The 22,488-nt window shown below is 70.0% G+C and carries 21 protein-coding genes; 7 read left to right on the top strand and 14 right to left on the bottom strand.

Annotation, left to right across the window (positions count from 1 at the left end):
- The first annotated feature begins 6 nt into the window (after window positions 1-6).
- A complete protein-coding gene (locus FCN18_RS31420) occupies window positions 7-216 on the top strand; it encodes a formate dehydrogenase subunit delta (protein WP_199542779.1) in 210 nt (69 codons plus the stop codon).
- 112 nt (window positions 217-328) lie between these two features.
- On the opposite strand, the gene FCN18_RS31415 is transcribed toward FCN18_RS31420, so the two are convergent.
- Window positions 329-784 (bottom strand): nitroreductase family deazaflavin-dependent oxidoreductase, encoded by a 456-nt coding sequence (locus tag FCN18_RS31415; RefSeq protein ID WP_112265161.1) that lies wholly within the window; start codon window positions 782-784, stop codon window positions 329-331.
- Between the two features lie 124 nt (window positions 785-908).
- Here FCN18_RS31415 and FCN18_RS31410 point away from each other — a divergent pair, with 124 nt between their 5' ends.
- Window positions 909-1,601, top strand: a complete 693-nt coding sequence (locus FCN18_RS31410) for a TetR/AcrR family transcriptional regulator (protein WP_137096776.1) — start codon at window positions 909-911, stop codon at window positions 1,599-1,601.
- A gap of 66 nt (window positions 1,602-1,667) precedes the next feature.
- The gene (locus FCN18_RS31405; RefSeq protein WP_112266644.1) at window positions 1,668-2,102 is read left to right on the top strand and encodes an OsmC family peroxiredoxin; all 435 of its coding nucleotides are present in this window, start codon (window positions 1,668-1,670) and stop codon (window positions 2,100-2,102) included.
- A gap of 127 nt (window positions 2,103-2,229) precedes the next feature.
- Here FCN18_RS31405 and FCN18_RS31400 read toward each other — a convergent pair whose 3' ends face one another.
- The gene (locus FCN18_RS31400) at window positions 2,230-3,327 is read right to left on the bottom strand and encodes a beta-ketoacyl synthase N-terminal-like domain-containing protein (protein WP_137096785.1); all 1,098 of its coding nucleotides are present in this window, start codon (window positions 3,325-3,327) and stop codon (window positions 2,230-2,232) included.
- A gap of 273 nt (window positions 3,328-3,600) precedes the next feature.
- Here FCN18_RS31400 and FCN18_RS31395 point away from each other — a divergent pair, with 273 nt between their 5' ends.
- From FCN18_RS31395 to FCN18_RS31385, 3 genes are read left to right on the top strand one after another with little or no spacing between them, the layout of a single operon-like run.
- Window positions 3,601-6,366, top strand: a complete 2,766-nt coding sequence (locus FCN18_RS31395) for a sensor domain-containing protein (protein ID WP_137096775.1) — start codon at window positions 3,601-3,603, stop codon at window positions 6,364-6,366.
- Window positions 6,367-6,410: 44 nt separating this feature from the next.
- Entirely contained in the window at window positions 6,411-6,620 is a 210-nt protein-coding gene (locus tag FCN18_RS31390) for a type II toxin-antitoxin system VapB family antitoxin (RefSeq protein ID WP_112265165.1), read from the top strand.
- Window positions 6,617-7,042, top strand: a complete 426-nt coding sequence (locus tag FCN18_RS31385; protein WP_137096774.1) for a PIN domain-containing protein — start codon at window positions 6,617-6,619, stop codon at window positions 7,040-7,042. Before FCN18_RS31390 ends, FCN18_RS31385 begins: the two co-directional genes overlap by 4 nt.
- A 99-nt stretch (window positions 7,043-7,141) precedes the next feature.
- On the opposite strand, the gene FCN18_RS31380 is transcribed toward FCN18_RS31385, so the two are convergent.
- From FCN18_RS31380 to FCN18_RS31325, 12 genes are all read right to left on the bottom strand, one after another.
- A complete protein-coding gene (locus tag FCN18_RS31380; RefSeq protein WP_112265169.1) occupies window positions 7,142-7,750 on the bottom strand; it encodes a LutC/YkgG family protein in 609 nt (202 codons plus the stop codon).
- Window positions 7,734-9,170: a LutB/LldF family L-lactate oxidation iron-sulfur protein gene (locus tag FCN18_RS31375; protein WP_137096773.1), complete on the bottom strand. Its 1,437-nt coding sequence runs from the start codon at window positions 9,168-9,170 to the stop codon at window positions 7,734-7,736. The genes FCN18_RS31380 and FCN18_RS31375 overlap by 17 nt, the downstream gene beginning before the upstream one ends.
- On the bottom strand, window positions 9,149-9,883 hold the full coding sequence (locus tag FCN18_RS31370; RefSeq protein ID WP_137096772.1) for a (Fe-S)-binding protein: 735 nt from the start codon (window positions 9,881-9,883) through the stop codon (window positions 9,149-9,151). The genes FCN18_RS31375 and FCN18_RS31370 overlap by 22 nt, the downstream gene beginning before the upstream one ends.
- Window positions 9,880-11,280, bottom strand: a complete 1,401-nt coding sequence (locus FCN18_RS31365; protein WP_170200625.1) for a rhamnulokinase — start codon at window positions 11,278-11,280, stop codon at window positions 9,880-9,882. Before FCN18_RS31365 ends, FCN18_RS31370 begins: the two co-directional genes overlap by 4 nt.
- Window positions 11,277-12,689 carry an L-fucose/L-arabinose isomerase family protein gene (locus FCN18_RS31360; protein WP_113642246.1) on the bottom strand — a complete coding sequence of 471 codons (1,413 nt, stop codon included), beginning with the start codon at window positions 12,687-12,689 and terminating at the stop codon, window positions 11,277-11,279. Before FCN18_RS31360 ends, FCN18_RS31365 begins: the two co-directional genes overlap by 4 nt.
- A gap of 178 nt (window positions 12,690-12,867) precedes the next feature.
- Complete coding sequence (locus tag FCN18_RS31355) at window positions 12,868-14,904, bottom strand: bifunctional aldolase/short-chain dehydrogenase (RefSeq protein ID WP_137096770.1); 2,037 nt, start codon at window positions 14,902-14,904, stop codon at window positions 12,868-12,870.
- A 1-nt stretch (window position 14,905) separates the two neighbouring features.
- The gene (rhaI, locus tag FCN18_RS31350) at window positions 14,906-16,072 is read right to left on the bottom strand and encodes an L-rhamnose isomerase (RefSeq protein ID WP_113642244.1); all 1,167 of its coding nucleotides are present in this window, start codon (window positions 16,070-16,072) and stop codon (window positions 14,906-14,908) included.
- Window positions 16,073-16,097: 25 nt separating this feature from the next.
- Window positions 16,098-16,427: an L-rhamnose mutarotase gene (locus tag FCN18_RS31345; protein ID WP_112265179.1), complete on the bottom strand. Its 330-nt coding sequence runs from the start codon at window positions 16,425-16,427 to the stop codon at window positions 16,098-16,100.
- The gene (gene rhaS, locus FCN18_RS31340) at window positions 16,427-17,515 is read right to left on the bottom strand and encodes a rhamnose ABC transporter substrate-binding protein (RefSeq protein WP_112265180.1); all 1,089 of its coding nucleotides are present in this window, start codon (window positions 17,513-17,515) and stop codon (window positions 16,427-16,429) included. The genes FCN18_RS31345 and rhaS overlap by 1 nt, the downstream gene beginning before the upstream one ends.
- A complete protein-coding gene (locus tag FCN18_RS31335; RefSeq protein WP_112265181.1) occupies window positions 17,512-18,567 on the bottom strand; it encodes an ABC transporter permease in 1,056 nt (351 codons plus the stop codon). The genes rhaS and FCN18_RS31335 overlap by 4 nt, the downstream gene beginning before the upstream one ends.
- A complete protein-coding gene (locus FCN18_RS31330; RefSeq protein WP_113642243.1) occupies window positions 18,560-19,561 on the bottom strand; it encodes an ABC transporter permease in 1,002 nt (333 codons plus the stop codon). Before FCN18_RS31330 ends, FCN18_RS31335 begins: the two co-directional genes overlap by 8 nt.
- A complete protein-coding gene (locus FCN18_RS31325; protein ID WP_137096769.1) occupies window positions 19,558-21,075 on the bottom strand; it encodes a sugar ABC transporter ATP-binding protein in 1,518 nt (505 codons plus the stop codon). The genes FCN18_RS31330 and FCN18_RS31325 overlap by 4 nt, the downstream gene beginning before the upstream one ends.
- A 225-nt stretch (window positions 21,076-21,300) precedes the next feature.
- Between FCN18_RS31325 and FCN18_RS31320 the strand changes: the two genes are divergently transcribed.
- Window positions 21,301-22,308 (top strand): LacI family DNA-binding transcriptional regulator, encoded by a 1,008-nt coding sequence (locus FCN18_RS31320; protein ID WP_112266650.1) that lies wholly within the window; start codon window positions 21,301-21,303, stop codon window positions 22,306-22,308.
- The last annotated feature ends 180 nt before the right edge of the window (window positions 22,309-22,488 follow it).

Genomic DNA, 22,488 nt, shown 5'->3' with positions numbered 1-22,488 from the left:
AGCGACATGACGAGCACGATCTCGCCTCAGGTGCGGATGGCCAACGACATCGCCGTGCAGTTCCGGCACCTGCCGGTCGACGAGGCGGCGAAGGCGATCGCCAACCACATCCGGATGTTCTGGGACCCGAGGATGAAGTCGGAACTACGCCGCCTGGTCGATGAGGACCCCACCTCCTTCGACCCGGTAGCCCTCACCGCCGCCAAGCAGGTCTGATCGGGGAGCAAGGGAGCTTTACTCCCGTCAAACGAGAGCAAAGCTCCCTTGCTCTCGTTTGGCGGGGGTGGGTGGGGCTCCGTTCGCGACAGCGGCGCGGGTCACCTGCGCGTCAGGCGGGGATGCGGAACACCGGGAAGCCCGGGGCGACGCGGCGCAGCTCGTCCTGCGGGGTCTTCGCGGTGATGTCCTCGAAGAAGGCGCCCGTCTCCCAGGCCCACTTCTTCAGGTACGCGTGGATCACGGGCGGCTTCTCGTCGTCGGACAGCTCGACCGGCTTGATCATCTCCACGCGTCTGCCCACGCGTAACTCGGCCTCACCCGCGACGCGCAGGTTGCGCACCCACTGCGTGTGCCCCCTCGGCGCGACGAGGTAACGCTCGCCCTCGAACGTCAGCAGGTTCACCGGCGTCGACCGCAACTCGCCGCTCTTGCGGCCGCGGACGTAGAGCACCCTGCTGCCCCAGAGGCTCACGCCGAGCCGGGTCAGCAGCTGGACGGCGCTGTTGAACAGGTTGGTGGGGGCCTTGGGGCGGAGGTAGCGGTTCTCGTCGTACTGGGTCGCCATGATGTCTCCTTCAGTTCGAGAGCGGTGCTCTCTGTTGAGATCAGTGAACACCTTGGTCCACGAGGAGTCAAGAGCGGTGCTCTCGAATTTGTGCACCGATCTCGCCAATGGCACACTGAGCGGCATGCCAGCCCACCGGACCGCGAGAGAACGAGCCCGTGCGGAGCTGACGGCCGCGATCAAGGACGAGGCCCGCAGACAGCTCGGGGAACAGGGCGCCGACGGCCTTTCCCTGCGCGCGGTCGCCAGGGAGCTCGGCATGGTGTCCTCAGCTCTGTACCGCTACTTCCCCAGCCGTGACGACCTGCTCACCGCGCTGATCATCGACGCCTACAACGCGCTGGGCGCGACTCTGGAGAAGGCCGCCGCGGGCGCCGACGCACCGCGCGAGCGCTGGCGCGCCGCGTGCCATGGTCTGCGCGCGTGGGGACTTGCCAACCGGCACGAGTACTCCCTGATCTACGGCACACCGATCCCCGGCTACCGGGCTCCCCAGGACACCGTCACGCCCGCCACGCGCGTGCCTGCCGTGTTCATCGGCGCCCTCCGCGACGCGTGGCGTGCCGGCGAGGTCAAGCCGCCCTTCAAGGGTCCGGAAATGTCCCCCGAGCTGCGCAGGCAGGTGGGCATCGTCCGCGCGCAACTGGCGCCCGACGTGCCGGAGGAGGTCCTCGCGCGGGGGCTCATCGCGTGGGTCCAGTTGTTCGGCATGGTCGGCTTCGAACTGGGTGGGCAGTTCGCGAACACGGTCGACCCCGCCGACGAGTTCTTCACCCACACCGTTGAGCAGATGACGCTGTTCGTGGGGCTCGGATAGGCGGCCTCAGCGCCGAACCGGCCTATGGTCGAGGGGACCAGCAGCAACGCCACGAAGGGAGCCGACATGGCCAGCCGCGACTCCACCACGCATTGGACCGGCGGACTCAACTCGGGCAAGGGCACCGTGACGCTCGACTCGTCCAACAGCGGGCAGTTCGAGGTCACGTTCCCGCGCCGGATCGGCGAGCCCGAGGGCACGACCAGTCCCGAGGAGCTGATCGCGGCGGCACAGTCGTCGTGCCTCGCGATGAATCTTGCCGGCGTCCTGGAGAAGGAGGGCCTCTCGCCCAGGACGATCGACGTCAGCGCCGAGGTGACGGTGACACCCTCCGGGGGCGGGCTCACCATCACCGGCATCGACATCACGTTGCGCGCCGCGGTCGACGGCGTCGACGAGCAGAAGTTCCAGGAGCTCGCCGGTACGGCCAAGGAAACGTGCCCGGTGAGCAGGGCCCTCGCGGGCACCACGATCAACCTCGACGCCTCGCTCAGCGATTAGCTGCGACTCGGAACCGGCGGAGCCGCCTCGCGCCTGAACCGCCCATCGGCTCCGCCACGCAAGCCACTTCACAGACATCGCGAGGCCGGTGACCGGCATCGAGCAGTATGCCGGTCACCGGCTTCGGTCACGCGCGAGCCGGACCGAGCACGACCACGGAGTTGTGGCCGCCCATGCCCAGCGACGACTTCACGGTCAGCCCGCCGTCCACACCGAACTCACCGTGCAGCAGCTGCGGATGCGCCTCGGCCACGCTCGGTGGAGCAGGGATCACGCCGCGTTCATAGCCGATCGCCGCCACCGCGACCTCGACCGCCGACGCCGCGCCCTGGCAGTGCCCGGCCAGCGGCTTCACCGAGTAGATCCCGGTGTCCGGACGGAACATCTCCTCCACGATCGCGGCCTCGACCCTGTCGCACTGCTTCGTGCCGGGGCCGTGCGCGTTGACGTAGCGGACTTCCTCCGCCGGCACCCGCGCGTTGTCGAGCGCCTCCACGAAACAGCGCCGCACCTCGGGAAACTCCGGGTCGATCGACGTCACGTGGTACGCGTCGTGGGACATGGCACCGCCGAGGGTGACCGCATACGGCTTGTCGGAGCGGTTCGAAAGCACCATCCCGACCGACGCCTCACCCATCACGAAACCGCGGCTGCCCTCCTGGAAGGGACGACAGCCGTCGAGTGGCTCCCGGTTGGCCACCGCGACGCCGAGCCGAGTGAAATGCAGCACGTTCTCCGGCGTGAGCGACAGATCCGTGGCGACGAGCACGACGTCGTCCACGATCCCCGCGTCGAGCCACGCCTTCGCCGTGAGCAGTCCCGCGTTTCCCGAGGCACACATCGCCGACACGTTCATGGCGGGCCCGTGGAATCCGTACTCCTGCATGAACGTCGACATCGGAGTGGACGGCATGAGCGCCAGGTAATCCCGCAGTCGCAGTTTTCCCTTGTCGGTGACGTAGAAGTCCTTCCACAGATACGCCTCTCCGATCACGACGGCGTGCAGCAGACCGACCCGCCTGCCCGGAGTCCACCCGCGGCCCTTCGCGTCCTCGATCGCCTCGCGTGCGGAAGCGCGCATGGCACGAGCAAAGCGACCACGGCCGTCGGCGGGATCACCGCCTTCGGGCACCGCGGCGACCCAGGCGGACTCGTCCCGGTTCCGGCCGAAACCGCCGGTCAGCACGGCCGCGGACTTGCCGGAAACCAGGCCGTCCCACAGCATTTCGCGGCCCCAGCCATAACCGGTGACCGCACCGATGCCGCATATTTCGATTCCACGCGACACGTCCTTGTCCTTACTCACTTTCTCACCTTTCGTTTGGCGGATAGGCGGCTTCGCACTGCACAGTCCAAAAAAAGTCCGCCTACTGTTTTGACGACGAAAGGCCGCGCCCGGGATGCCGCTAACGCGAAGTCGCCGCCGAATCCTCCTGTTCGCCTAGCGGCGAAACCGTGCTCTAATCGGGGTTCCCAGCACCACGCGGATGGACGGGACATGGAGGCGCGGACCCACGCAGAGGTGACCACCGGCACCGACCCTGACCACGAGATAGTCGCTGACCTGGCGCTCGCCGCCGGCTCGTCGGCCAGGTGGTCCGTCGGCGCCGGCGACGGCCGCGTTACGTGGTCGGCAGGGCTTGGCGCGATGTTCGGGCTCCCCGAGGAGGCCGAAGCCGACATCCGGCGCACGCTCCTGGAATTGATCTCACCGATCGACGTGACGCTGCGGAATGCTCCGCCGTGGGATAATTTCGAGCTTGAGCAGAGCCTCGAGACGCCGGAAGGCGAGGTCAGATGGATCCGGTTCCTGGCCCGACCTCGACCCGGCGGCACCAAGGCCGGACTTCTCGGGATTGCTACGGACGTGACTGAACGGCATGGCAGCGAGCAGGCGCTCGCCGACCTGGCCGACCGGTACCGGCTGCTGGTCGAGCTCAGCCCTGACGCGATCTGCGTTCACGAGGGCGGCAAACTCGTCTACGTCAACCCGGCGGCACTGCGGTTCGCCGCGGTGGACTCGGCCGACGAGCTGCTGGGCAGGCCCATCACCGACTTCGTCGACCCCGCCTCGGTCCCCGCGATGCTGCACCGCATCGAGGGCCTGACCACCCCGGGCGCCACCTCGGAGCCCACCGAGGTGCAGCTCAAGCGCTTCGACGGCGACTCGATGCTCGTCGAGTCGGTGTCGGTGCGCACGACGTGGCAGGGCAGGCCCGCGTTCCAGGTCATCATGCGCGACATCACGGCGCAGAAGGCCGCCGAGGCGGCACTGCACTACCAGGCGGCGCTCGTCTCCCACGTCAGCGACGCGATCATCGCCACCACTGCCGACGGCATCGTGACCAGCTGGAATCCCGCCGCGGAGGCCGTGTACGGGCGGTCCAGCACCGAGGCCATCGGCAGGGACGTCGGCGAGCTCGTCGGCGCGCCGCTCGACCCGGAGCGGGTGATGGCGGCGGGCGGCGTCGTCGAGGGCGACCACCGCACGGCGGACGGCTCGACACTGGCCATCCGGGTCTCCGCGGCCGAGATGCACGACGGCTACGTGCTCGTGTGCGCCGACGAGACGCCCCGGCGGCGGGCCGAGCGGCGGTACAGCACGGTGGTCGCCGCGCTCGACGAGGGCGTCGTGGTGATCGGCCCCGACGGGATGATCGAGTCGGCCAACCCGGCGGCGGCCAGGATCCTCGGCATGCCGAACACGGTGCTGAGGAAGTCGTCACCGACGAGGTTCCCGCTGTACGGCGAGTCGGGGGCCCGGCTCGCCGCGACGGAGTACCCGTTCTCCGAGGTACTGGCGACAGGGCAGGCGCAGAACGGGCGCGTACTGCGGCTGCAACGACCCGACGGCACCTACGTGTGGCTGTCCATGAGCTGCCGGCCGCTCGATCCCGACGCCGCGCCCCCATCGACGGTCGTCACGTCGTTCACCGACATCACCGAACGCAGGGCCATCGGCGAGCAGCTGGAGCACGACGCCACGCACGACCCGCTCACGGGCCTCGCCAACCGGACCCTCGTGCTGCAGCGGCTGGACGGCGCGCTGGCCGAGCCGGACCGCGAGGGCCTCGCGTGCGTGTTGTTCATCGACCTCGACAAGTTCAAGCTGATCAACGACTCGCTCGGGCACAGCACCGGCGACCAGGTGCTCCGCGTCGTCGGCCAGCGCCTGCGCCACTGTGTGCGCGCGACCGACCTGGTCGGCAGGCTCGGCGGGGACGAGTTCGCCGTGGTGACCTTCGACGTCTCCGGCGACACCGGCATCCGCTCGCTCATCGGGCACCTGCGGGCCTCGCTGACCAAGCCGATCGGCCTCGACGGCAGGCAGCTGCGCGTGGACGCGAGCGTCGGCATCGTCACCGCGGCGCCCGGCGACGCGCGCTCGGCCGAGGATCTCATCCGTGACGCCGACGTGGCGATGTACGAGGCCAAGACGCGGGGTCGCGGGCGGTACGAGTTCTTCGACGTCGAGCTGCGGGAACGCGTCCAGCGGCAGCTGCGGCTGGAGCAGGATCTGCGCGAAGCCGTGGTGGACGGCCAGCTGTGGATGGCCTACCAGCCGGTGGTGGACCTGCGGACGTGCCGGACCGTGGCCGTCGAGGGCCTCATGCGCTGGCACCACCCGACGCACGGCGCGATCTCGCCCGTCGAGTTCATCCCGCTCGCCGAGGAGAGCGACCTGATCAACCTCATCGGCGACTACATGCTCAGGACCACGACCGAGGAGATCGCGAGCCAGCGTGCCGCGCGGAACCTCGACACCCGGCTGACGGTCAACCTCTCCGCCCGGCAGCTCGACGACGCCGCGCTGGTGCCGACCGTGGAGGAGGCTCTTCGCCGCACCGGGCTGCCGCCGCAGACGCTGTGCCTGGAGATCACGGAAAGCGCGCTCATGAGGGACCCGGAGGTGGCGGGCGGGGCGCTGTCGGCGCTGCGAGGGCTGGGTGTGCGGCTCGCGATCGACGACTTCGGCACCGGCTACTCCTCGCTGGCCCAGCTCTGGCGGCTGCCGCTGGACACGCTCAAGATCGACCAGTCGTTCGTCGCCGGGATCGGACGGCCGGGCAAGTCCGAGGCCGAGGCGATCATCAGGGGCATCGTGACGATGGCGCACAGCATGGGGCTCACCGTGATCGCGGAGGGCGTGGAGACCGATCGGCAGCTCGAGGTGCTGCGGGAGCTGAACTGCGACCAGGCGCAGGGCTACCGCTTCGGCAGGCCGGTGAGCGCCGGGGAGCTGTTCCCCAGGATGGCCGGGTAGGCGTATATACTGAGTGACGTCACCGTATATACCGGGAGGCGTTCGTGGCGAAGGTACTGATCGACATCGACGACGAGGCACTGGCCGAAGCCTCGAGGCTCCTGGGCACCAAGACGAAGAAGGACACGGTCAACACCGCCTTGAGGGAGACCACGCAGCGCATCCGCCGTGCCAAGGCGCTGGCCAGGCTGGCCGAGCTGGGCGAGTCCGGGGCGTTTGACGAGCTGCTCGACAAGGAGTCCTACCGGCGGTGATCGCAGTCCGCTACCTGTTCGACACGAGCGCGCTGGTGCGCGTGCTGCGCGACGCGCGGGCGCGGGCGGGCTGGGAGCAGCAGATCGAGGCGGGGCTGGTGGCGACGTGTCCCCTGGTCGAGCTGGAGTTCCTGCACACGGCTCGATCGAAGGCGGACCGCGACCAGCTCGTGGAGCTGATCGGCGCGGCGTTCACGTGGCTCCCGGTTCCCGACGAGGTCTTCCGACGCGCCTTCGAGGTGCAGGACGCGCTGACGGCCGCGGGCACCCACCGCTCGGCCGGTGCCGTGGACCTGCTGCTCGCGGCGACCGCCGAGCTGGCCGGCCTCACGCTGGTGCACCACGACCACGACTTCGAGCAGATCGCCGAGGTCACCGGCCAGCCCGTGGCGCGGCTCGCGCCGCCGGGCTCGATCAGCTGACGGTCAGCACGAGGGTCCGCGGAGGCTCGCCTCAATGCAGTGAAGGCCACCTTCACTGCATTGAACGCAGTGAAGGTGGCCTTCACTGCGGTCGGCTGGTCAGGTGGCGATCAGGACCTCCAGGGTGCGGGGGCCGTGCACGCCCTCCACCCGGTCCAGCTCGATGTCGCTCGTCGCCGACGGTCCGCTGATGAACGTCAGCGGGCGTCCCGGCTCCAGCCGCGCCAGCGCCTCCGGCACGCTCGTCACCACCTGGTCGGCTCGCACCACGCACAGGTGGTAGTCGGGCACCAGGCTGAGCATCCGGCGACCCTGCCCCGCACCCGCGTCGAGCACGATCGTGCCCGTCTCGGCGATCGCCACCGCGCAGCCCGTCAGCACACCGTCCACAGTGTCCAGTTCGGCGAGCGGAAGCGGCGGCTCGTCGGGCAGCCACGTCACCGCCGGGACGCGCCACTCCGGCGGCACGTCGGAGGGCACCGCCATCGTCGACACGGAACGGAGCGCGAGGCGGTCGGCGATCCTGTCCGGCAGCTGTGCCTCGGCGACGCGGTGCACGATCGCCTTGTAGTCGGTGACCCGCTCGTCCAGCAGTCCCAGCACGTCGGGCACCGTGCGCGTGCGCTCGTAGTCCCTCGGGATCGGCACCGGCGACGCGCGGTTCACGGCACGGATGCGGGCCAGGATCTCGTCACGAGCGCTGAACATGGTTCTTCCTCCACCACGCGCGGAACGACTCCTTCGGCACCGCGGGCGCGTCGCGCGAGTCCGTCCACTTCGCACCGGGCCCCGGCAGCCGTTTGATGCGCCCGTCGCGGGCGAGCAGCCGCGAGAGCGAGCCCGCCTTCTGCGCCGCCTCGTATCGCTTCGGGTCGGCGAACACCCACGCCGCGGCGGCCATCGCGATCGCCTCCGGGGTGCGCTTTCCCTTTGCCCGCACGGCTTCCGCACGCAGGTGGGTGAGCACCTCGGGGATGTTGATCCGCACGGGACACACCTCGTAGCACGCGCCGCACAGCGACGACGCGTACGGCAGCGACGCCGCCTGCTCGTCATGCATGTCCCCGGCGAGCTGCGGGGCGAGGATCGCGCCGATCGGACCCGGGTACACCGAGCCGTACGCCTGCCCGCCCGTGCGCTCGTACACCGGGCACACGTTGAGGCATGCCGAACAGCGGATGCACCGCAGCGCCTGCCGCCCCACCTGGTCGGCGAGCGTGGCCGTGCGCCCGTTGTCCAGCAGCACCAGGTGGAACCTCCTCGGCCCGTCGCCCGGCGTCACGCCCGACCACACCGAGGTGTAGGGGTTCATCCGTTCCGCTGTGGACGATCGCGGCAGCAGCTGCAGGAACACCTCCAGGTCCTGCCAGCTCGGCACGAGCTTCTCGATGCCCATTACGGTGATCAGCGTTTCCGGCAGGGTCAGGCACATGCGCCCGTTGCCCTCGGATTCCACCACCACGATCGAACCGGTGTCGGCGACCGCGAAATTGGCCCCGGAGATGGCGACCTTGGCCGACAGGAACTTTCGCCGCAGGTGCCTGCGGGCCGCCTCGGCGAGGTCGCGCGGCTCGTCTGAGGCGGGCTCCTCGGCCATGCCCCTGCGGAAGACGTCGCGGATCTCCGCGCGGTTGCGGTGGATCGCGGGCACGAGGATGTGGGAGGGCCGGTCGTCGCCGAGCTGCACGATCAGCTCGGCGAGATCGGTCTCCACCGCGCGCACGCCGCCCGCCTCCAGCGCCTCGTTGAGTCCGATCTCGGCGGTGGCCATGGACTTGACCTTCACGACCTCGTCGGCGCCCTCCGCACGCACGAGGTCGAGCACGATCCGATTGGCCTCCTCCGCGTCGCGAGCCCAGTGCACGACGCCGCCGCGCGCGGTGACGGCCTTCTCCAGCCGCACCAGGTACGTGTCGAGGTTGGCGAGCACGTCGTCCTTGATGGCCTCGCCCGCCTGACGCAACCGCTCCCAGTCGTCCAGTTCGGCCACGACGCCCGCGCGCTTGGTGCGGATGGTGGTGGTGGCCTTGCGCAGGTTGCGGCGCAGCTGCGTGTCCGCGAGCGCCTCGTGCGCGGCCTTGGGGAACACCGGGCTCCCCAGCCAGGTCACCGGGTTGCGGACGCCCATGGCTCCTCCTCCGTGCTCGCCAGGATCTCCGCCAGGTGCACCGTCCGCACGCCCGTGCGCAGCCGCGACAGCCCGCCGCCGATGTGCATGAGGCATGAGTTGTCACCGGCGCTGAGCACCTGCGCGCCGGTGTCCTGCACGCAGCGCATCTTGTCGGCCAGCATCGCCGTGGACGTCTCCGCGTTCTTGAGCGCGAACGTGCCGCCGAAGCCGCAGCACTGCTCGGCCTGCGGCAGCTCAACCAGCTCCAGCCCCTTCACCGCGCGCAGCAGGCTGAGCGGCTTGTCGCCGACGCCGAGCATCCGCAGCGAGTGGCACGTCGGGTGGTAGGTGACGCGGTGCGGGAAGTACGCGCCGACGTCGGTCACGCCGAGCACGTCGACGAGGAACTCGCTCAGCTCGTAGGTGCGCTCCACGGCGGGGCTCGTGCCGCACAGGCTCGGGTGGATCTCCCGCACCATCGCGCCGCACGAGCCTGACGGCGCCACCACGTGGTCGTAGCCCTCGAACGTCGCCGCGTAGTCGCGAGCGAGCGGGCGGGCGTGGTCGTGGTAGCCGGTGTTGTAGTGCATCTGGCCGCAGCACGTCTGCGCGAGCGGGAAGTCGACGTCGCAGCCGAGCCGCGTCAACAGCCGGACCACGGCCTTGCCGGTCTCCGGGTAGAGCGTGTCGGTGAGGCAGGTGGCGAACAGCGCCACGCGCGGCGCGCTCATCCCAGCCCCGCCCGCTCGGCCGCCGTGCGCCACGCCGCCTGCTCTCCCCGCGGCTCGTAGCGGGCCAGCGGCGCGCTCGACGGCACGTCCGCGAGCACTCCGGCAGCCCTTGCCTGCACGAACACGTTGCCGAGCGCGCTCGCCTCCACCGGGCCCGCGAGCACCGGCAGGCCGCACGCGTCGGCGGTCAACTGGCAGAGCGGCTCGTTGAGTGCCCCGCCACCGACCAAGTGCACGACGTCGAGCTCGCGGTCGGCGAGCCGCGCGGCCGTCCGCAGCGAGTCGGCATGCGCGAGCGCCAGCGACTCCAGGATCGTGCGCACGACGGCGGGCGGGGTCTCCGGCACCGGCTGCCCCGACTCGCGGCACAGCGTCGCGATGCGCGCGGGCACGTCACCCGGGGTCAGGAAAACCGGGTGATCAGCGTCCACAATGGACCTGAAAGCCGGTTCCCGCATCGCCGCCTTCAGCACGTCGTCGAGCCTAATGTCGTGCCCCCGCTCCCGCCAAACGCGTAGCGACTCGGTGAGCAGCCACAGGCCCATGGTGTTGCGCAGGAACCGCACCGTGCCGTCGATGCCGGCCTCGTTGGTGAAGTTGGCCCTGCGGGCCTCGTCGGTGAGCACGGGCGCGGGCAGTTCGAGCCCGGCGAGCGACCACGTGCCGCACGAGACGTAGCCGAACCGGTCGCCGAGAGCGGGCACGGCGGCCACGGCCGAGGCCGTGTCGTGCGAGGCCACGGCCACCACCGGCACCCCGCCGGGGGCGGTGCCGATCGGCTCGCCGGGCTGGCGCAACGGGGGCAGCAGCCCGGCGGGCAGGCCCACCTTGTCCGCGAGTTCCGTGGACCACTGGCGCGTGGTGGCGTCGAGCAGCGCCGTGGTGGACGCGTTGGTCACCTCGGCGCCGAACTCGCCGGTCAGCCGGTAGCCGATGAGGTCGGGCAGCAGCAGCATCGTCTTGCCGGCCAGCCGCTCCTCCGGCTCGGCGAGCAGCTGGTAGATCGTGTTGAACGGCAGGTACTGCAGGCCCGTGATGCGGTACAACGTCTCGTCGTCGACCCGCTCACGAAGCCGCGCCGCCATGCCGTCGGTACGCGGGTCGCGGTAGCAGCGCACATCGCCGTCGAGCCTGCCGTCCGCGTCGAGCAGGCCGTAGTCGACGGCCCACGAGTCGATGCCGATCGACACCGGCTCCGCGCCCTCGGCCTCGCGCAGACCCGCGACGATCTCGGCGTACATCTCCTCGACGTCCCAGCGCAGCCCGCCGCCGGGCCGCTCACGGGGCCCGGTGCGGAAGCGGCGCAGCTCCGTGAGGTCGATGGTCCCCTCGATCACCTGGCCGAGCATGACCCGCCCGCTCGTGGCGCCGAGGTCGACGGCGACGAAAGCGGTCACCGGCCTACCTCGACCAGCGGAACGCCCAGCAGGCTCGCCACGGCGCGCAGCTCGGCGGCCCGGTGCCCGACACCGAGCGCCCAGTGGTGGGCGACGCCGCTGGCGGACCACTCGTCGGTCCATTCGCCGGGGTCGCGCCCGAAGTCGACGCGGCTCGTGGTGTTGCCGATGCGCATGAGCGGCCCGTCCACCACCTCGCCCTCCGACACGATCAGCGAGTACCGGCCCTCGCGGTCCTGGCCGATCCCGCACAGCGTCACCGGGCCGTGCGCGACGTCGAACTCGACGGACACGCCCCAGCCGCGCTTGCCGTGGTAGACGCCGAGCCCGCGCAGCAGGGGCTTCTTCGCGCTGATCGCCAGGTGCGCGGGGCCGTCGTGGCCCATCTCGACGTGCCCGCGCTCGAAGTCGAGCGCCTGCAGCTCCGTGAACGACCCGCCCGCGCCGAGCACGTCCATGATCAACATCGCGATGCTCGTGCGCAGCTCGTACTCCCCGGCGGCCGGGACGCCGCGCGCGGTGAGCAGGCTCGCGCCGAGGATCATCCCGGCGCCGAGCCGCTCGTGGGTCTCCCCATCGAGGCCGCGGTGGTAGTAGGCGAGGCTGTCGAGATCGAAGTCGGCGACGAGCCGATCGAGGCCCACGGCCACCTTCGCGCCCCATTCGAGGTCCTCGCGGTTAACCGACGCGTCCAGCTCGAAGACCGACTCGGCCTCGGCGACCTTTGCGGCCACGTCGGCGTCGGTGACCTGCTCGACGCGCACGCGCAGGTCGTCGAACTCCAGCACCTCGACGTGCCCGCCGAAGTGGGCGTTGACCATGGTCAGGTCGGTGGAGACGTCGTACATGCCGGGGTAGAGATGCCCCATGAGCCCGTGCCTGCCGTGGCGCAGCACCTTGCGCACGGCGGCAGCGGAGATCCAGCGCCCGATCTTGGCCCACGCACGCTCGTCGCGCAGGTGCCCGGACACGCTGCGGAACTCCACGCCCGCGCGGCGGAACGCGTTCGCCATCTCCGGCAGCGGGCACGCGCCGCAGTAGGCGAGCCACTGCCCGGTGTCGAAGGTGGCGTGATCCATCGACTCGGTGGGCTGCAGGTTGATCAGCAGCACCGGAGCGCCGCTGCGCTGCGCGATCGGCATGAGCATCGTGGCCGTCATGTACGTCGTGAGGAACCCGACGATGAGGTCACAGCCCGCCGCGCGCAGCTTCTCGGCCGCGGCGGCGCCCTCCTGTGCGTCGGAGATGAACCCGACGTCCACGATCTCAGCATCGAAGCCGGTGATGCGCTCGCTCACGTACGCCGACGACTGCTTCAGCGTCGGCAACAGGTCGGGGAACTGCGGCCAGTAGGCACCCAGCCCGCCCGCGACCAGCCCGATCCGGGGCCGCCGCTTCGTGTCGCTCATGGAGCCTCCTCTGTCAAGAAAAGCCGGTCCGCCGATGCAGTGAAGGCCACCTTCACTGCGTTCAACGCAGGCATGGTGGCCTTCACTGCATCAAGGCCCACCACGGAACGCCCACCCCGCAGTGAAGGCCACCTTCACTGCGTCCAACGCAGGCATGGTGGCCTTCACTGCATCAACCTCACCTCAGGAACGCGGCTGCGACACCGGCGTCGACCGGGATGTGCAGGCCGGTGGTGTGGGAGAGGTCGCCCGCGGTCAGCACGAACACCGCGCCCGCGACGTGCTCGGGCAGCACCTCCCGTTTGAGCAGGGTCCGCTTCGCGTAGAAGGCACCCAGCTCCTCCTCCGGCACCCCGTACACGGCCGCGCGCTGCGCGCCCCAGCCGGACGCGAAGATGCCGGAGCCGCGCACCACGCCGTCGGGGTTGACACCGTTGACGCGGATGCCGTGCTCGCCGAGCTCCGCCGCCAGCAGCCGCACCTGATGCGCCTGATCGGCCTTCGTCGCGCCGTAGGCGATGTTGTTGGGGCCCGCGAAGACCCCGTTCTTGCTGACGATGTAGACGATGTCGCCGCCAAGGCCCTGCGCCACCATCACGCGCGCCGCCTCGCGCGACACGAGGAACGAGCCGCGCGCCATCACGTCGTGCTGGAGGTCCCAGTCCTTCGCGCTGGTCTCCAGCAGCGGCTTCGACACGGACAGCCCGGCGTTGTTCACCACCAGGTCCACGCCGCCGAACGCGAGTGACGTGGCAGCCACCGCCGCGGCGATGCCGTCCTCGTCGGTGACGTCCACGGCCACGGCCACGGCCCGGTCGGTGTTGCCGATCTCCTCGGCCACCTCGGTCGCCGAGGAGAGGTCGCGGTCGGCCACGGCCACGCACGCGCCCTCGGCGGCGAGCCGGTGCGCGATCGCCCTGCCGATGCCGGAGCCGCCGCCGGTCACGAGGGCGATCCTGGTCGCGAGCGGCTTCGGCTTCGGCATCCGCCGCAGCTTGGCCTCCTCCAGCTCCCAGTACTCGATGCGGAACTTCTCCGACTCCGGGATCGGCGCGTACGTCGACACCGACTCTGCGCCGCGCATCACGTTGATCGCGTTGACGTAGAACTCGCCCGCCACGCGCGCGGTCTGCTTGTCGCGCCCGAAGCTGAACATGCCGACGCCGGGCACCAGCACGATCGCCGGGTCGGCGCCCCGCATCGGCGGCGAGTCCGGCGTCGCGTGCCGCCGGTAGTAGGCGGCGTAGTCCTCGCGGTAGGCCGCGTGCAGCTCCCTGATCCGGTCGAGCACATCGTCGATCGGCGCGCTGCCGGGGAGGTCCACCACGAGCGGTGCGACCTTGGTGCGCAGGAAGTGGTCCGGGCACGACGTGCCGAGCGCCGCGAGCGCGGGGTGCTTCTCGTGGGCGAGGAACTCGAGCACTTCGGGGCTGTCGGTGAAGTGCCCCAGCTGAGGCGAGTCGGTGGACGCGAGCCCGCGCAGCACGGGGAACAACAGTGCCGCGCGGGCTCGCCGCTCTTCTTCGGGAAGCGGCTCGTAGCCGGGCAGCGCCTTGCCGAACGGCTCGGGGTCGCCGTGCTCGGCGAGGTACGCCTCCGCGGTGCGGATGATCTCCAGCGAGTGCGCCTGGCACTGCTCGCTCGTGTCGCCCCACGCCGTGATGCCGTGCCCGCCGAGGACGCAACCGATGGCCTGCGGGTTTGCCTGCTTGATCGCCGCGATGTCGAGGCCCAGCTGGAACCCGGGCCGCCGCCACGGCACCCACACGACGCGGTCGCCGAACACCTTGCGGGTCAGCTCCTCGCCGTCCACCGCGGTGGCGATGGCGATTCCGGAGTCGGGGTGCAGGTGGTCCACGTGCGCCGCGTCGACGAGGCCGTGCATCGCGGTGTCGATGCTCGGGGCAGCGCCGCCCTTACCGTGCAGGCAGTAGTCGAACGCGGCGACCATCTCGTCCTCGCGCTCCTCGCCCGGGTAGACGTCCACGAGCGCACGCATGCGGTCGAGCCGCAGTACCGCGAGGCCGGTCTCCTTCAGGGTGCCGAGGTCGCCACCGGAGCCCTTGACCCACATCAGCTCCACCTCGGCGTTGGTCGCCGGGTCCAGGTCGGTGCCCTTCGCGGAGGCGTTGCCGCCCGCGTAGTTGGTGTTGCGCCGGTCGGCGCCGAGCGCGTGCGAGCGCGCGAGCAGATCGGTGACGGCCTGGTTGGTCATGTCACGCTCCCCATCCGGCGGCGGTGCCGCCCACGCGCTCGGCGACGATCCGCTCCGCGTAGCCGCTGCGCTTGTACGCGGACATCGGATCCGGGTCGAGGCCCATCTCCTCGCGCAGCTCCCCGAGCAGCGGGCGGACGTCCGTGGCGAAGGCGTCGGTGAGAATCCCGTTGGCGCCCAGCACATCCCCGGCCTGCTGCGCCTTCCGCAACGCGTCGGCGTCCACGAGCAGGGCCTTCGCCGTGGCCTCCTGGACGTTCAGCACCGAGCGGATCAGCGCGGGGACCTTCGGCTCGATGTTGTGGCACTGGTCGAGCATGAACGCGACGCCCGATGCCGCGTCGAGCCCACCGCCCAGCACGATCTCGACCATGATCCGGAACAGCTGGTACGGGTCGGCGGCGCCCACCATCAGATCGTCGTCGGCGTAGAACCGCGAGTTGAAGTGGAAACCGCCGAGCCTGCGCTTGCGCAGCAGGAACGCCACGATGAACTCGATGTTGGTGCCGGGCGCGTGGTGCCCGGTGTCCACGAGCACCTGCGCCTTCTCGCCGAGCTCGAGGCAGTGCGCGTAGCTGGTGCCCCAGTCGGGCACGTCGGTGGCGTAGAACGCGGGCTCGAAGAACTTGTACTCCAGCAGCATCCGCTGGTTCTCGCCCAGCCGCTCGTACACCGCGGCGAGCGCCTCCTCCAGCCGCGCCTGCCGGTCGGCGATGGAGTCCTGGCCCGGGTAGTTGAGCCCGTCCGCCAGCCAGATCGACAGGTCCCGCGAACCCGTCACGTCCATGATGTCGACGCAGTCGAGCAGGTGCCCGAGCGCCTTCTTCCGCACGGCCGGGTCCGGGTTGCAGACACTGCCGAGCCGGTAGTCGTCGTCCTGGAACACGTTGGGGTTGACGGCGCCGATGCGCACGCCCAGGTTCTCCGCGTGCTTGGCGAGGTCGGCGTAGTCGTCGACCCTGTCCCAAGGGATGTGCACCGCGACGCTCGGCGCGACACCGGTGAACCGGTGCACGGTCGCAGCGTCCGCGATCTTCTCGTAGGCGTCGCGCGGGATCCCCTCCTGCGCGAACACCTTGAACCGCGTGCCGGAGTTGCCGAAGGCCCACGAGGGGGTCTCGATGCGCTGCTCACGCAGCGCGGCTTTGACGGCGGAGTAGTCGGACATGGAGCCCTCCCTCTTGTGGTGTGGATCAGTCGAGATGGAAGACCTCGGGCAGCGGCACGATGCCTTCGTCGGGCGCGCCGTCGAGGTTCTCGAAGAACTCGGCCATCTCGGCCTGCCACCTGGCGTTGACTTCCTTTGCTGCCATGCCTTCGAGTGCGGCGTCGAGGTCGTCGGTCTCGAAGTAGCCGACGAGCAGACCGTCCGGGGCGAGGAACAGCGAGTAGTTGCCCCAGCCGGTCTCCCGCAACGCCGCCCGCATCTCTGGCCAGACCTCGGCGTGTCTGCGCCGGTACTCGTCCATGCGGTCCGGCTTCACCCTGAGCAGGAAGCAGACACGCCGAGGTCCGGTGGCCATCAGAAGTCGTACTCGTCGATGTTGTCGGCGTTGAACGTGGTCGGCGGGCCGAGGATGATCTCCCCGTTCTTGCCGATCTTGCGCTCGCCGAGCTTGCCCGCCTTGAGGACCTCACCTTCCTTGCCGGTGATCTGGCCGGAGGCCAGCGCGGCTGCGGCGTAGCCCGCGAGGTATCCGAGCTGCTCCGGGTCCCACAGCGCGAACTCCTTCACCGTGCCGTCCTTGATGAACTGGCGCATCTGGTTCGGGGTGCCGAGACCGGTGAGCACCACTTTGCCCTTGTACGGCGACGACGAGATGTAGCGCGCGGCGGCCGAGATGCCGACGGTGGTCGGCGAGACGATCGCCTTCAGGTCCGGGTTGGAGGACAGCAGTGCCTGCGTCTCCTGGAAGGACTTCTGGTCGTCGTCGTCCCCGTATGCGACGGTGACCAGCTCGATGTCCTTGTACTCCGGCTTCTTCAGCTCGTCCTTCATGAACTCGATCCAGGTGTTCTGGTTCGTCGCGTTCGGGGTCGCGGACAGGATCGCGATCTTGCCCTTGCCGCCGATCTGCTCGGACACCATCTGGATCTGGGAACGGCCGATCGACTCGGAGTCGGCCTGGTTGACGAACACCTGGCGCGCGTCCACCGCGGCGTCGGAGTCGTAGCTGACGACCGCGATGCCCTTCGCCATCGCGTCCTTGAGCGCGGGAGCGACGGCGTTGGGGTCGTTGGCCGCGATCACGATCGCGTCCTGGTTCTGCTGCACCAGCGTGTTGATGTAGGAGACCTGCGACGACGCGGAGGCGTCCGAGGGGCCGACCTCCTTGCCGGTGCCCTTGAGCTCGGCGACCGCCGCGATGCCACCCTGGTCGACGATGTTCTCGTAGGGGTTGTCGATCTCCTTCGGCAGGAAGGCGATCTGCAGCCCCTCCTTGATCGGGGCGTTCGGGTCGGCGACCTTCTCGGAGTTCGCGCCGGATCCGCTGCCGGACTCGGCGCTGTCCTTGGTCGTGCCGCCACAGCCGGCCACCAGCGCGGCCGCGAGGCCCATGCTGGTCACCGCGAGCAACGCCCGCTTCCCGCTCCATCGGTGGTGGATCATCTTTGGTCCTCCTCGGGGGTGCCGTGCGGGGCGGCGGTCGCCCCCACGGGGTCTGGCAGGGTTTCCTGCGGTGGTGGTGATCCCGGTATCGCCGCCGCGGCCGGTGTACGCCGCCTGCGCACCAGGTTCGCGACCACGGGAACCAGAACCGAGATGATCAGCAGCAGGCCGTTGATCACGTTCTGGATCTCGTTGGTCACGTCGTTGAGGAACAGCACGTTGCGCAGCCCGGCCATCAGCAGCAGGGCGCTCGCGACGCCGACGACCGTGCCCCGGCCGCCGAAGATCGACACCCCGCCGAGCAGCACGGCCGCGACCGCGATCAACTCCATGCCGTTGGCGTTGTCGGCGCGGGCGCTGTTGTAGCGCAACGTGTAGACGAGCGAGGCGATCGCGCACAGGATGCCCGACACGATGTAGAGCACGAACTTGATGCGCTGCACGCGAATTCCGGAGAACCGCGCCGTCTGCTCGCCGAGCCCGATCGCATACAGCGAGCGGCCAACCGGTGTGTAGTGCACGACCACGGCGACGAGCACGCCGAGCAGCAGCACCACCAGCGTCGCGTACGGCAGGAACGTGCCGGGGATCTCCTCCGTCGCGATCGGACGGTAGACGTCGGGAAAGCCCGTGACCGCGCCGTCGCCGAGCACCACGTACGCGAGCCCCCGGTAGAGGCCGAGCGTGCCGATGGTGACCGCGAGCGCGGGCAGGGCGAACCTCACGATCAGCGTCGCGTTGAGCGAGCCGAGCACCGCGCCCGCGACGAGCACGATCGGCACGATCGACTCGAACGACATCCCCGCGTCCCACAGCACACCCGTGAGGGCGGAGCAGAAGCCGAGGATCGACGCCACCGAAAGGTCGATCTCGCCGGTGAGGATGATCGGCAGCAGCGCCAGCGCGAGCAGCGCGACCTCGGTGTAGTCCAGCAGCAGGAAGCTGATGTTGTCGGTCTCGGCGAAGCCGGGCGTGCTCGCCGAGCCCCACACGAACACGAAGATGCACAACAGCAGGAGGACCGACTCCCAGCGGAGCAGTTTCTCACGCACGGCGCAGGCTCCTTTCCTTCCGGAGGCGCTCGGCTAGTCGCACCATCACCGCCCGGTCCAGCGAGATCGCGAGCAGCAGCGCGGCGCCGTCGACGGCGCGCTGCCAGAAGGCGGGCACGCCGAGGATGGGCAGCGCGCTCGTGATCGTGGTCAGCAGCAGCGCACCGAGCACGGCGCCGAGCACCGTCCCGCTGCCGCCGAAGATGGCGACCCCGCCCACCACCACGGCCGCGACCACGGCGAGCTCGCGGCCGGTGCCGACCGAGGCATTGATCGTGCCGAAGTACGACGCGTGCAGCACGCCCGCGAGCCCGACGAGCGCTCCGGACACGACGAACGCCGTGAACACCCGCTTGCCAGCGGGGATACCGGCAAGGCGCGCCGCCTGCGGGTTGGAGCCGATCGCGTACAGCTCGCGGCCGGAGCGCCAGTTGTGCAGCGCGTACGCGGCGATCACCAGTGCGGCCAGCGCGATCAGCGTGAGGTGTGGGATGCCCAGTATCGAACCGCTGCCGAACGCGAGGAAGCCCTGCGACATCTGGTCGGCGTTGATCTGGTGCACGCCCGTGGCGCTCGCCCAGCCGTAGTTGATGCCGCGGAAGACGTACAGCGTTCCCAGCGTCACCACGAGCGCGGGCACCTTCGCGATGGCCACGAGCGCCCCGTTGAACGCGCCGCACGCCGCGCCGAGTGCCATGCCCGCGAGCACCACGAGGATCGTTGGCGTGTCGTGGTCGGCGATGAACATCTGGCCCGACATGTAGGCGGTCAGGCCCATCACCGAGCCCACGGAGAGGTCGATGTTGCGCGTGATCACCAGGAGCGTCTGGCCGATGGCGAGCAGCGCGATGATCGACGCGTTGAGGAACAGGTCGTGGATGCCCTGCGCGCTCAGGAAGGACGGGTTGGTCGCTGTGGTCACACCCACCACGGCGACGAGCGCGACGACGATGCTCAGCTCACGCCCGGAGAGCAGCGCGCGAAGTCGGCTCATGCGGCACTCCCGTTGCCTGTCGCGGCGTACATGACGGACTCCTCGGTGGCCTCGTCGCGGGACAGCTCGGCGGTGATCCGGCCCTCGTGCATCACGAGCACGCGGTCGGCCATGCCGAGCACCTCCGGCAGCTCGGAGGAGATCAGCAGCACCGCCATGCCCTCGGCGGCGAGGTCGGACAGCAGCGCGTGGACCTCGACCTTGGCGCCGATGTCGATGCCGCGCGTCGGCTCGTCGACGATCAGCACCGACGGCTCGGTGGCAAGCCACTTGCCGAGCACGACCTTCTGCTGGTTGCCGCCGGAGAGCGTGGCGGCGGGGTCGGAGAGGCTGCCGAACTTCAGCGAGAGCCGCTCGCCCCACGTGCGTGCGAGCTCGCGTTCCCTCGACTGGCGGGTGAGCCCGCCCGGCGAGACCTGCTTCAGCCGCGCGAGGCTCGCGTTGCGCTCGATGGACAGCTCGAGCACGAGCCCCTGCTCCCTGCGGTCCTCCGGCACCAGCGCGATGCCCTGCTCGATCGCGGTGCGCGGCTTGCTCTTCGGCAGTGGTTTCCCGTTCACCGTCACGGTTCCCGAGTCCCGGTCGTCCACGCCGAAGACGGCTCTGACCACTTCGGACCGGCCCGAGCCGACCAGCCCGGCCAGTCCGACGATCTCGCCGCGGCGCACGGAGAAGGAGATGTCCCGGTAGACACCGGCCCGCGTGAGGCCGTCGACCACCAGCACCTCGTCGCCCACCTCGGTGTCGCGCTTGGGGAAGAGCTGCTCCACCGACCGGCCCACCATGCGGCGCACGAGCGTGTCGTTGTCGATGTCGTCCATCCGCTCGGTGACGACGAACGAGCCGTCGCGAAGCACGGTGACCCGGTCGCACAGTGCGTACATCTCGTCGAGGCGGTGGGAGATGAACAGCAGCGCCGCGCCGCGTTCGGCGAGTCCGCGCGCGACGCGGAACAACCGCTCGGCCTCCACAGCGGACAGTGCGGCCGTCGGCTCGTCCATCACGATGATCCGCGCGTCGGCGACCAGCGCCTTGGCGATCTCGATGATCTGCTGGTCGGCGATGGAGAGGCCCCGGGTCTGCCGCGCCGGGTCGATCGGCACGCCGAGCTGCTCGAACACCTCGGAGGCCCTGCGGTGCATGGCCCTGCGGTCGATGCGGCGGCCAGGGCGCAGCGGCTGGCGGCCCATGAACACGTTCTCGGCGACGGAGAGGTCGGGGAACTGGATGGGTTCCTGGTGGATGACTGCGACGCCGCGCTGCTGTGCCTCGCGCGGCGAGGAGAAACGCACGGGCTCCCCGTCGAGGAGGACCTCGCCGCTGTCGGGCTGGTGCTCGCCGCCGATGATCCGGACGACGGTCGACTTGCCCGCGCCGTTCTCGCCCGCCAGCGCGTGCACCTCCCCGGCACGGAGCGCGAGGGAGACGCCGCGCAGGGCGCGGACCGCCTGAAACGACTTGGTGACGTCGCGGAGCTCGAGTAGCGGCACGCCGGTGTGTTCCGGTGCTGCCACGATGTCCTCCTTCGGTGGAGATCGTGAAACGTTTCATTCACGAGTGGCGCTCAAGTTAGGCCGTTCCGGGCGCGTCGTCAAGACCCCGCTTGACGTGCCGTTTGATAACGATCCGGCAGGCCCCCTCGCGGCAGCTCGTGTTAGCTTGCTTCTGATCGCAGAATCCCTGGTGTGCAACCTTTCGGTTGAACGTTTCAGCACAGAGCGAGGCAGGGTATGTCGCCGATGTCGCCGAGCATCAAGGACGTCGCGGTGCGCGCGGGCGTCTCGGTCGGCACCGTGTCCAACGTCCTGAACCACCCCGAGCGCGTCGCCGAGTCCACCAGGACCGCGGTGCAGTCGGCGATCGCGGCGCTCGGCTTCGTCCGCAACTCCTCCGCGGCACAGCTACGGGCGGGCACCAGCCGTTCGATCGGACTCATCGTGCTCGACATGGCCAACCCGTTCTTCCACGACGTGGCCCGCGGGGTGGAGCAGGTCGCCGACGAGCTGGGCTACGCCGTGGTGCTGTGCAACTCCGACGACCAGACCTCCCGCGAGAACCGGTACCTCCAGGTGCTGGAGGAGCAGCGGGTGCGCGGGGTGCTGATCACGCCGATCGAGGTCAGCTCCGACCGGCTCGACGCGCTGCGCAGACGAGGAACGCCCACGGTGCTCGTCGACCGGCACGACCCGAGGGTCAACTGCTGCTCGGTGGCCGTGGACGACGTCGTGGGCGGAGAGCTGGCAGGCGCGCATCTGGTGGCGCAGGGGCACGAGCGGATCGTGTACTTCTCCGGGCCGCTCGGGCTGAGCCAGTGCGCCGACCGCCTCACCGGCCTGCGGCGGTCCGTCGCGGCGGCCGGCCTCGACCCGGACGCCGTGATCGAGGTGGTGGAGATCCCGGTGATGAACGCGCGCAGCACCCACGACGTCGCCCGTGCCCGGTTCGAGCAGGGCGAGCGGGCGACGGCGGCGTTCTGCGCCAACGACCTCATGGCGCTCGGCGTGCTGCGCGCCGCACTGTCCACGGGCAGGCGAGTACCGGGTGACCTTGCGATCGTCGGCTACGACGACATCGAGTTCGCCGCCGACGCGGCTGTTCCGCTCACGTCCATCCGCCAGCCGACGCAGCAGATCGGCCGGGCGGCCGCGCAGCTGCTCGTGGAGGAGTGCGACAACCCGGACACCCACGCCCACCAGCAGGTCATGTTCAAACCCGAACTGGTGACCAGGGAATCAACCCGGCACTGACGCGGCCCGCGAGTCCCCCGCTCCAGCCCGCGAGTCCCCCGCTCAGGACACCGAGTCCCCCGCTCAGGACACCGAGTTGTGCGCTCAGGACGCCGAGTTGTGCGCTCCCGCTCGCCCCGAACGGGCAACTCGCCGGCCCGAGCGGGGGACTCGCGGGACCGAGCGGGGGACTCGCGTGTC

The organism is Prauserella endophytica, from assembly GCF_005146945.1.
In the GTDB taxonomy this organism is placed as follows: Bacteria; Actinomycetota; Actinomycetes; order Mycobacteriales; family Pseudonocardiaceae; genus Prauserella_A; species Prauserella_A endophytica.
Note: the sequence above shows the minus strand (reverse complement) of the source record. Positions and strands in the feature narration are given on the sequence as shown.

What these genes read in the sequence shown, in the direction of transcription:
- FCN18_RS31420 (WP_199542779.1), top strand. Translation starts at nt 7, where the DNA reads ATGACGAGCACGATCTCGCCTCAGGTGCGGATGGCCAACGACATCGCC.
- FCN18_RS31415 (WP_112265161.1), bottom strand. Translation starts at nt 784, where the DNA reads ATGGCGACCCAGTACGACGAGAACCGCTACCTCCGCCCCAAGGCCCCC.
- FCN18_RS31410 (WP_137096776.1), top strand. Translation starts at nt 909, where the DNA reads ATGCCAGCCCACCGGACCGCGAGAGAACGAGCCCGTGCGGAGCTGACG.
- FCN18_RS31405 (WP_112266644.1), top strand. Translation starts at nt 1,668, where the DNA reads ATGGCCAGCCGCGACTCCACCACGCATTGGACCGGCGGACTCAACTCG.
- FCN18_RS31400 (WP_137096785.1), bottom strand. Translation starts at nt 3,327, where the DNA reads ATGCTGTGGGACGGCCTGGTTTCCGGCAAGTCCGCGGCCGTGCTGACC.
- FCN18_RS31395 (WP_137096775.1), top strand. Translation starts at nt 3,601, where the DNA reads ATGGAGGCGCGGACCCACGCAGAGGTGACCACCGGCACCGACCCTGAC.
- FCN18_RS31380 (WP_112265169.1), bottom strand. Translation starts at nt 7,750, where the DNA reads ATGTTCAGCGCTCGTGACGAGATCCTGGCCCGCATCCGTGCCGTGAAC.
- FCN18_RS31375 (WP_137096773.1), bottom strand. Translation starts at nt 9,170, where the DNA reads ATGGGCGTCCGCAACCCGGTGACCTGGCTGGGGAGCCCGGTGTTCCCC.
- FCN18_RS31370 (WP_137096772.1), bottom strand. Translation starts at nt 9,883, where the DNA reads ATGAGCGCGCCGCGCGTGGCGCTGTTCGCCACCTGCCTCACCGACACG.
- FCN18_RS31360 (WP_113642246.1), bottom strand. Translation starts at nt 12,689, where the DNA reads ATGAGCGACACGAAGCGGCGGCCCCGGATCGGGCTGGTCGCGGGCGGG.
- FCN18_RS31355 (WP_137096770.1), bottom strand. Translation starts at nt 14,904, where the DNA reads ATGACCAACCAGGCCGTCACCGATCTGCTCGCGCGCTCGCACGCGCTC.
- rhaI (WP_113642244.1), bottom strand. Translation starts at nt 16,072, where the DNA reads ATGTCCGACTACTCCGCCGTCAAAGCCGCGCTGCGTGAGCAGCGCATC.
- FCN18_RS31345 (WP_112265179.1), bottom strand. Translation starts at nt 16,427, where the DNA reads ATGGCCACCGGACCTCGGCGTGTCTGCTTCCTGCTCAGGGTGAAGCCG.
- rhaS (WP_112265180.1), bottom strand. Translation starts at nt 17,515, where the DNA reads ATGATCCACCACCGATGGAGCGGGAAGCGGGCGTTGCTCGCGGTGACC.
- FCN18_RS31330 (WP_113642243.1), bottom strand. Translation starts at nt 19,561, where the DNA reads ATGAGCCGACTTCGCGCGCTGCTCTCCGGGCGTGAGCTGAGCATCGTC.
- FCN18_RS31320 (WP_112266650.1), top strand. Translation starts at nt 21,301, where the DNA reads ATGTCGCCGAGCATCAAGGACGTCGCGGTGCGCGCGGGCGTCTCGGTC.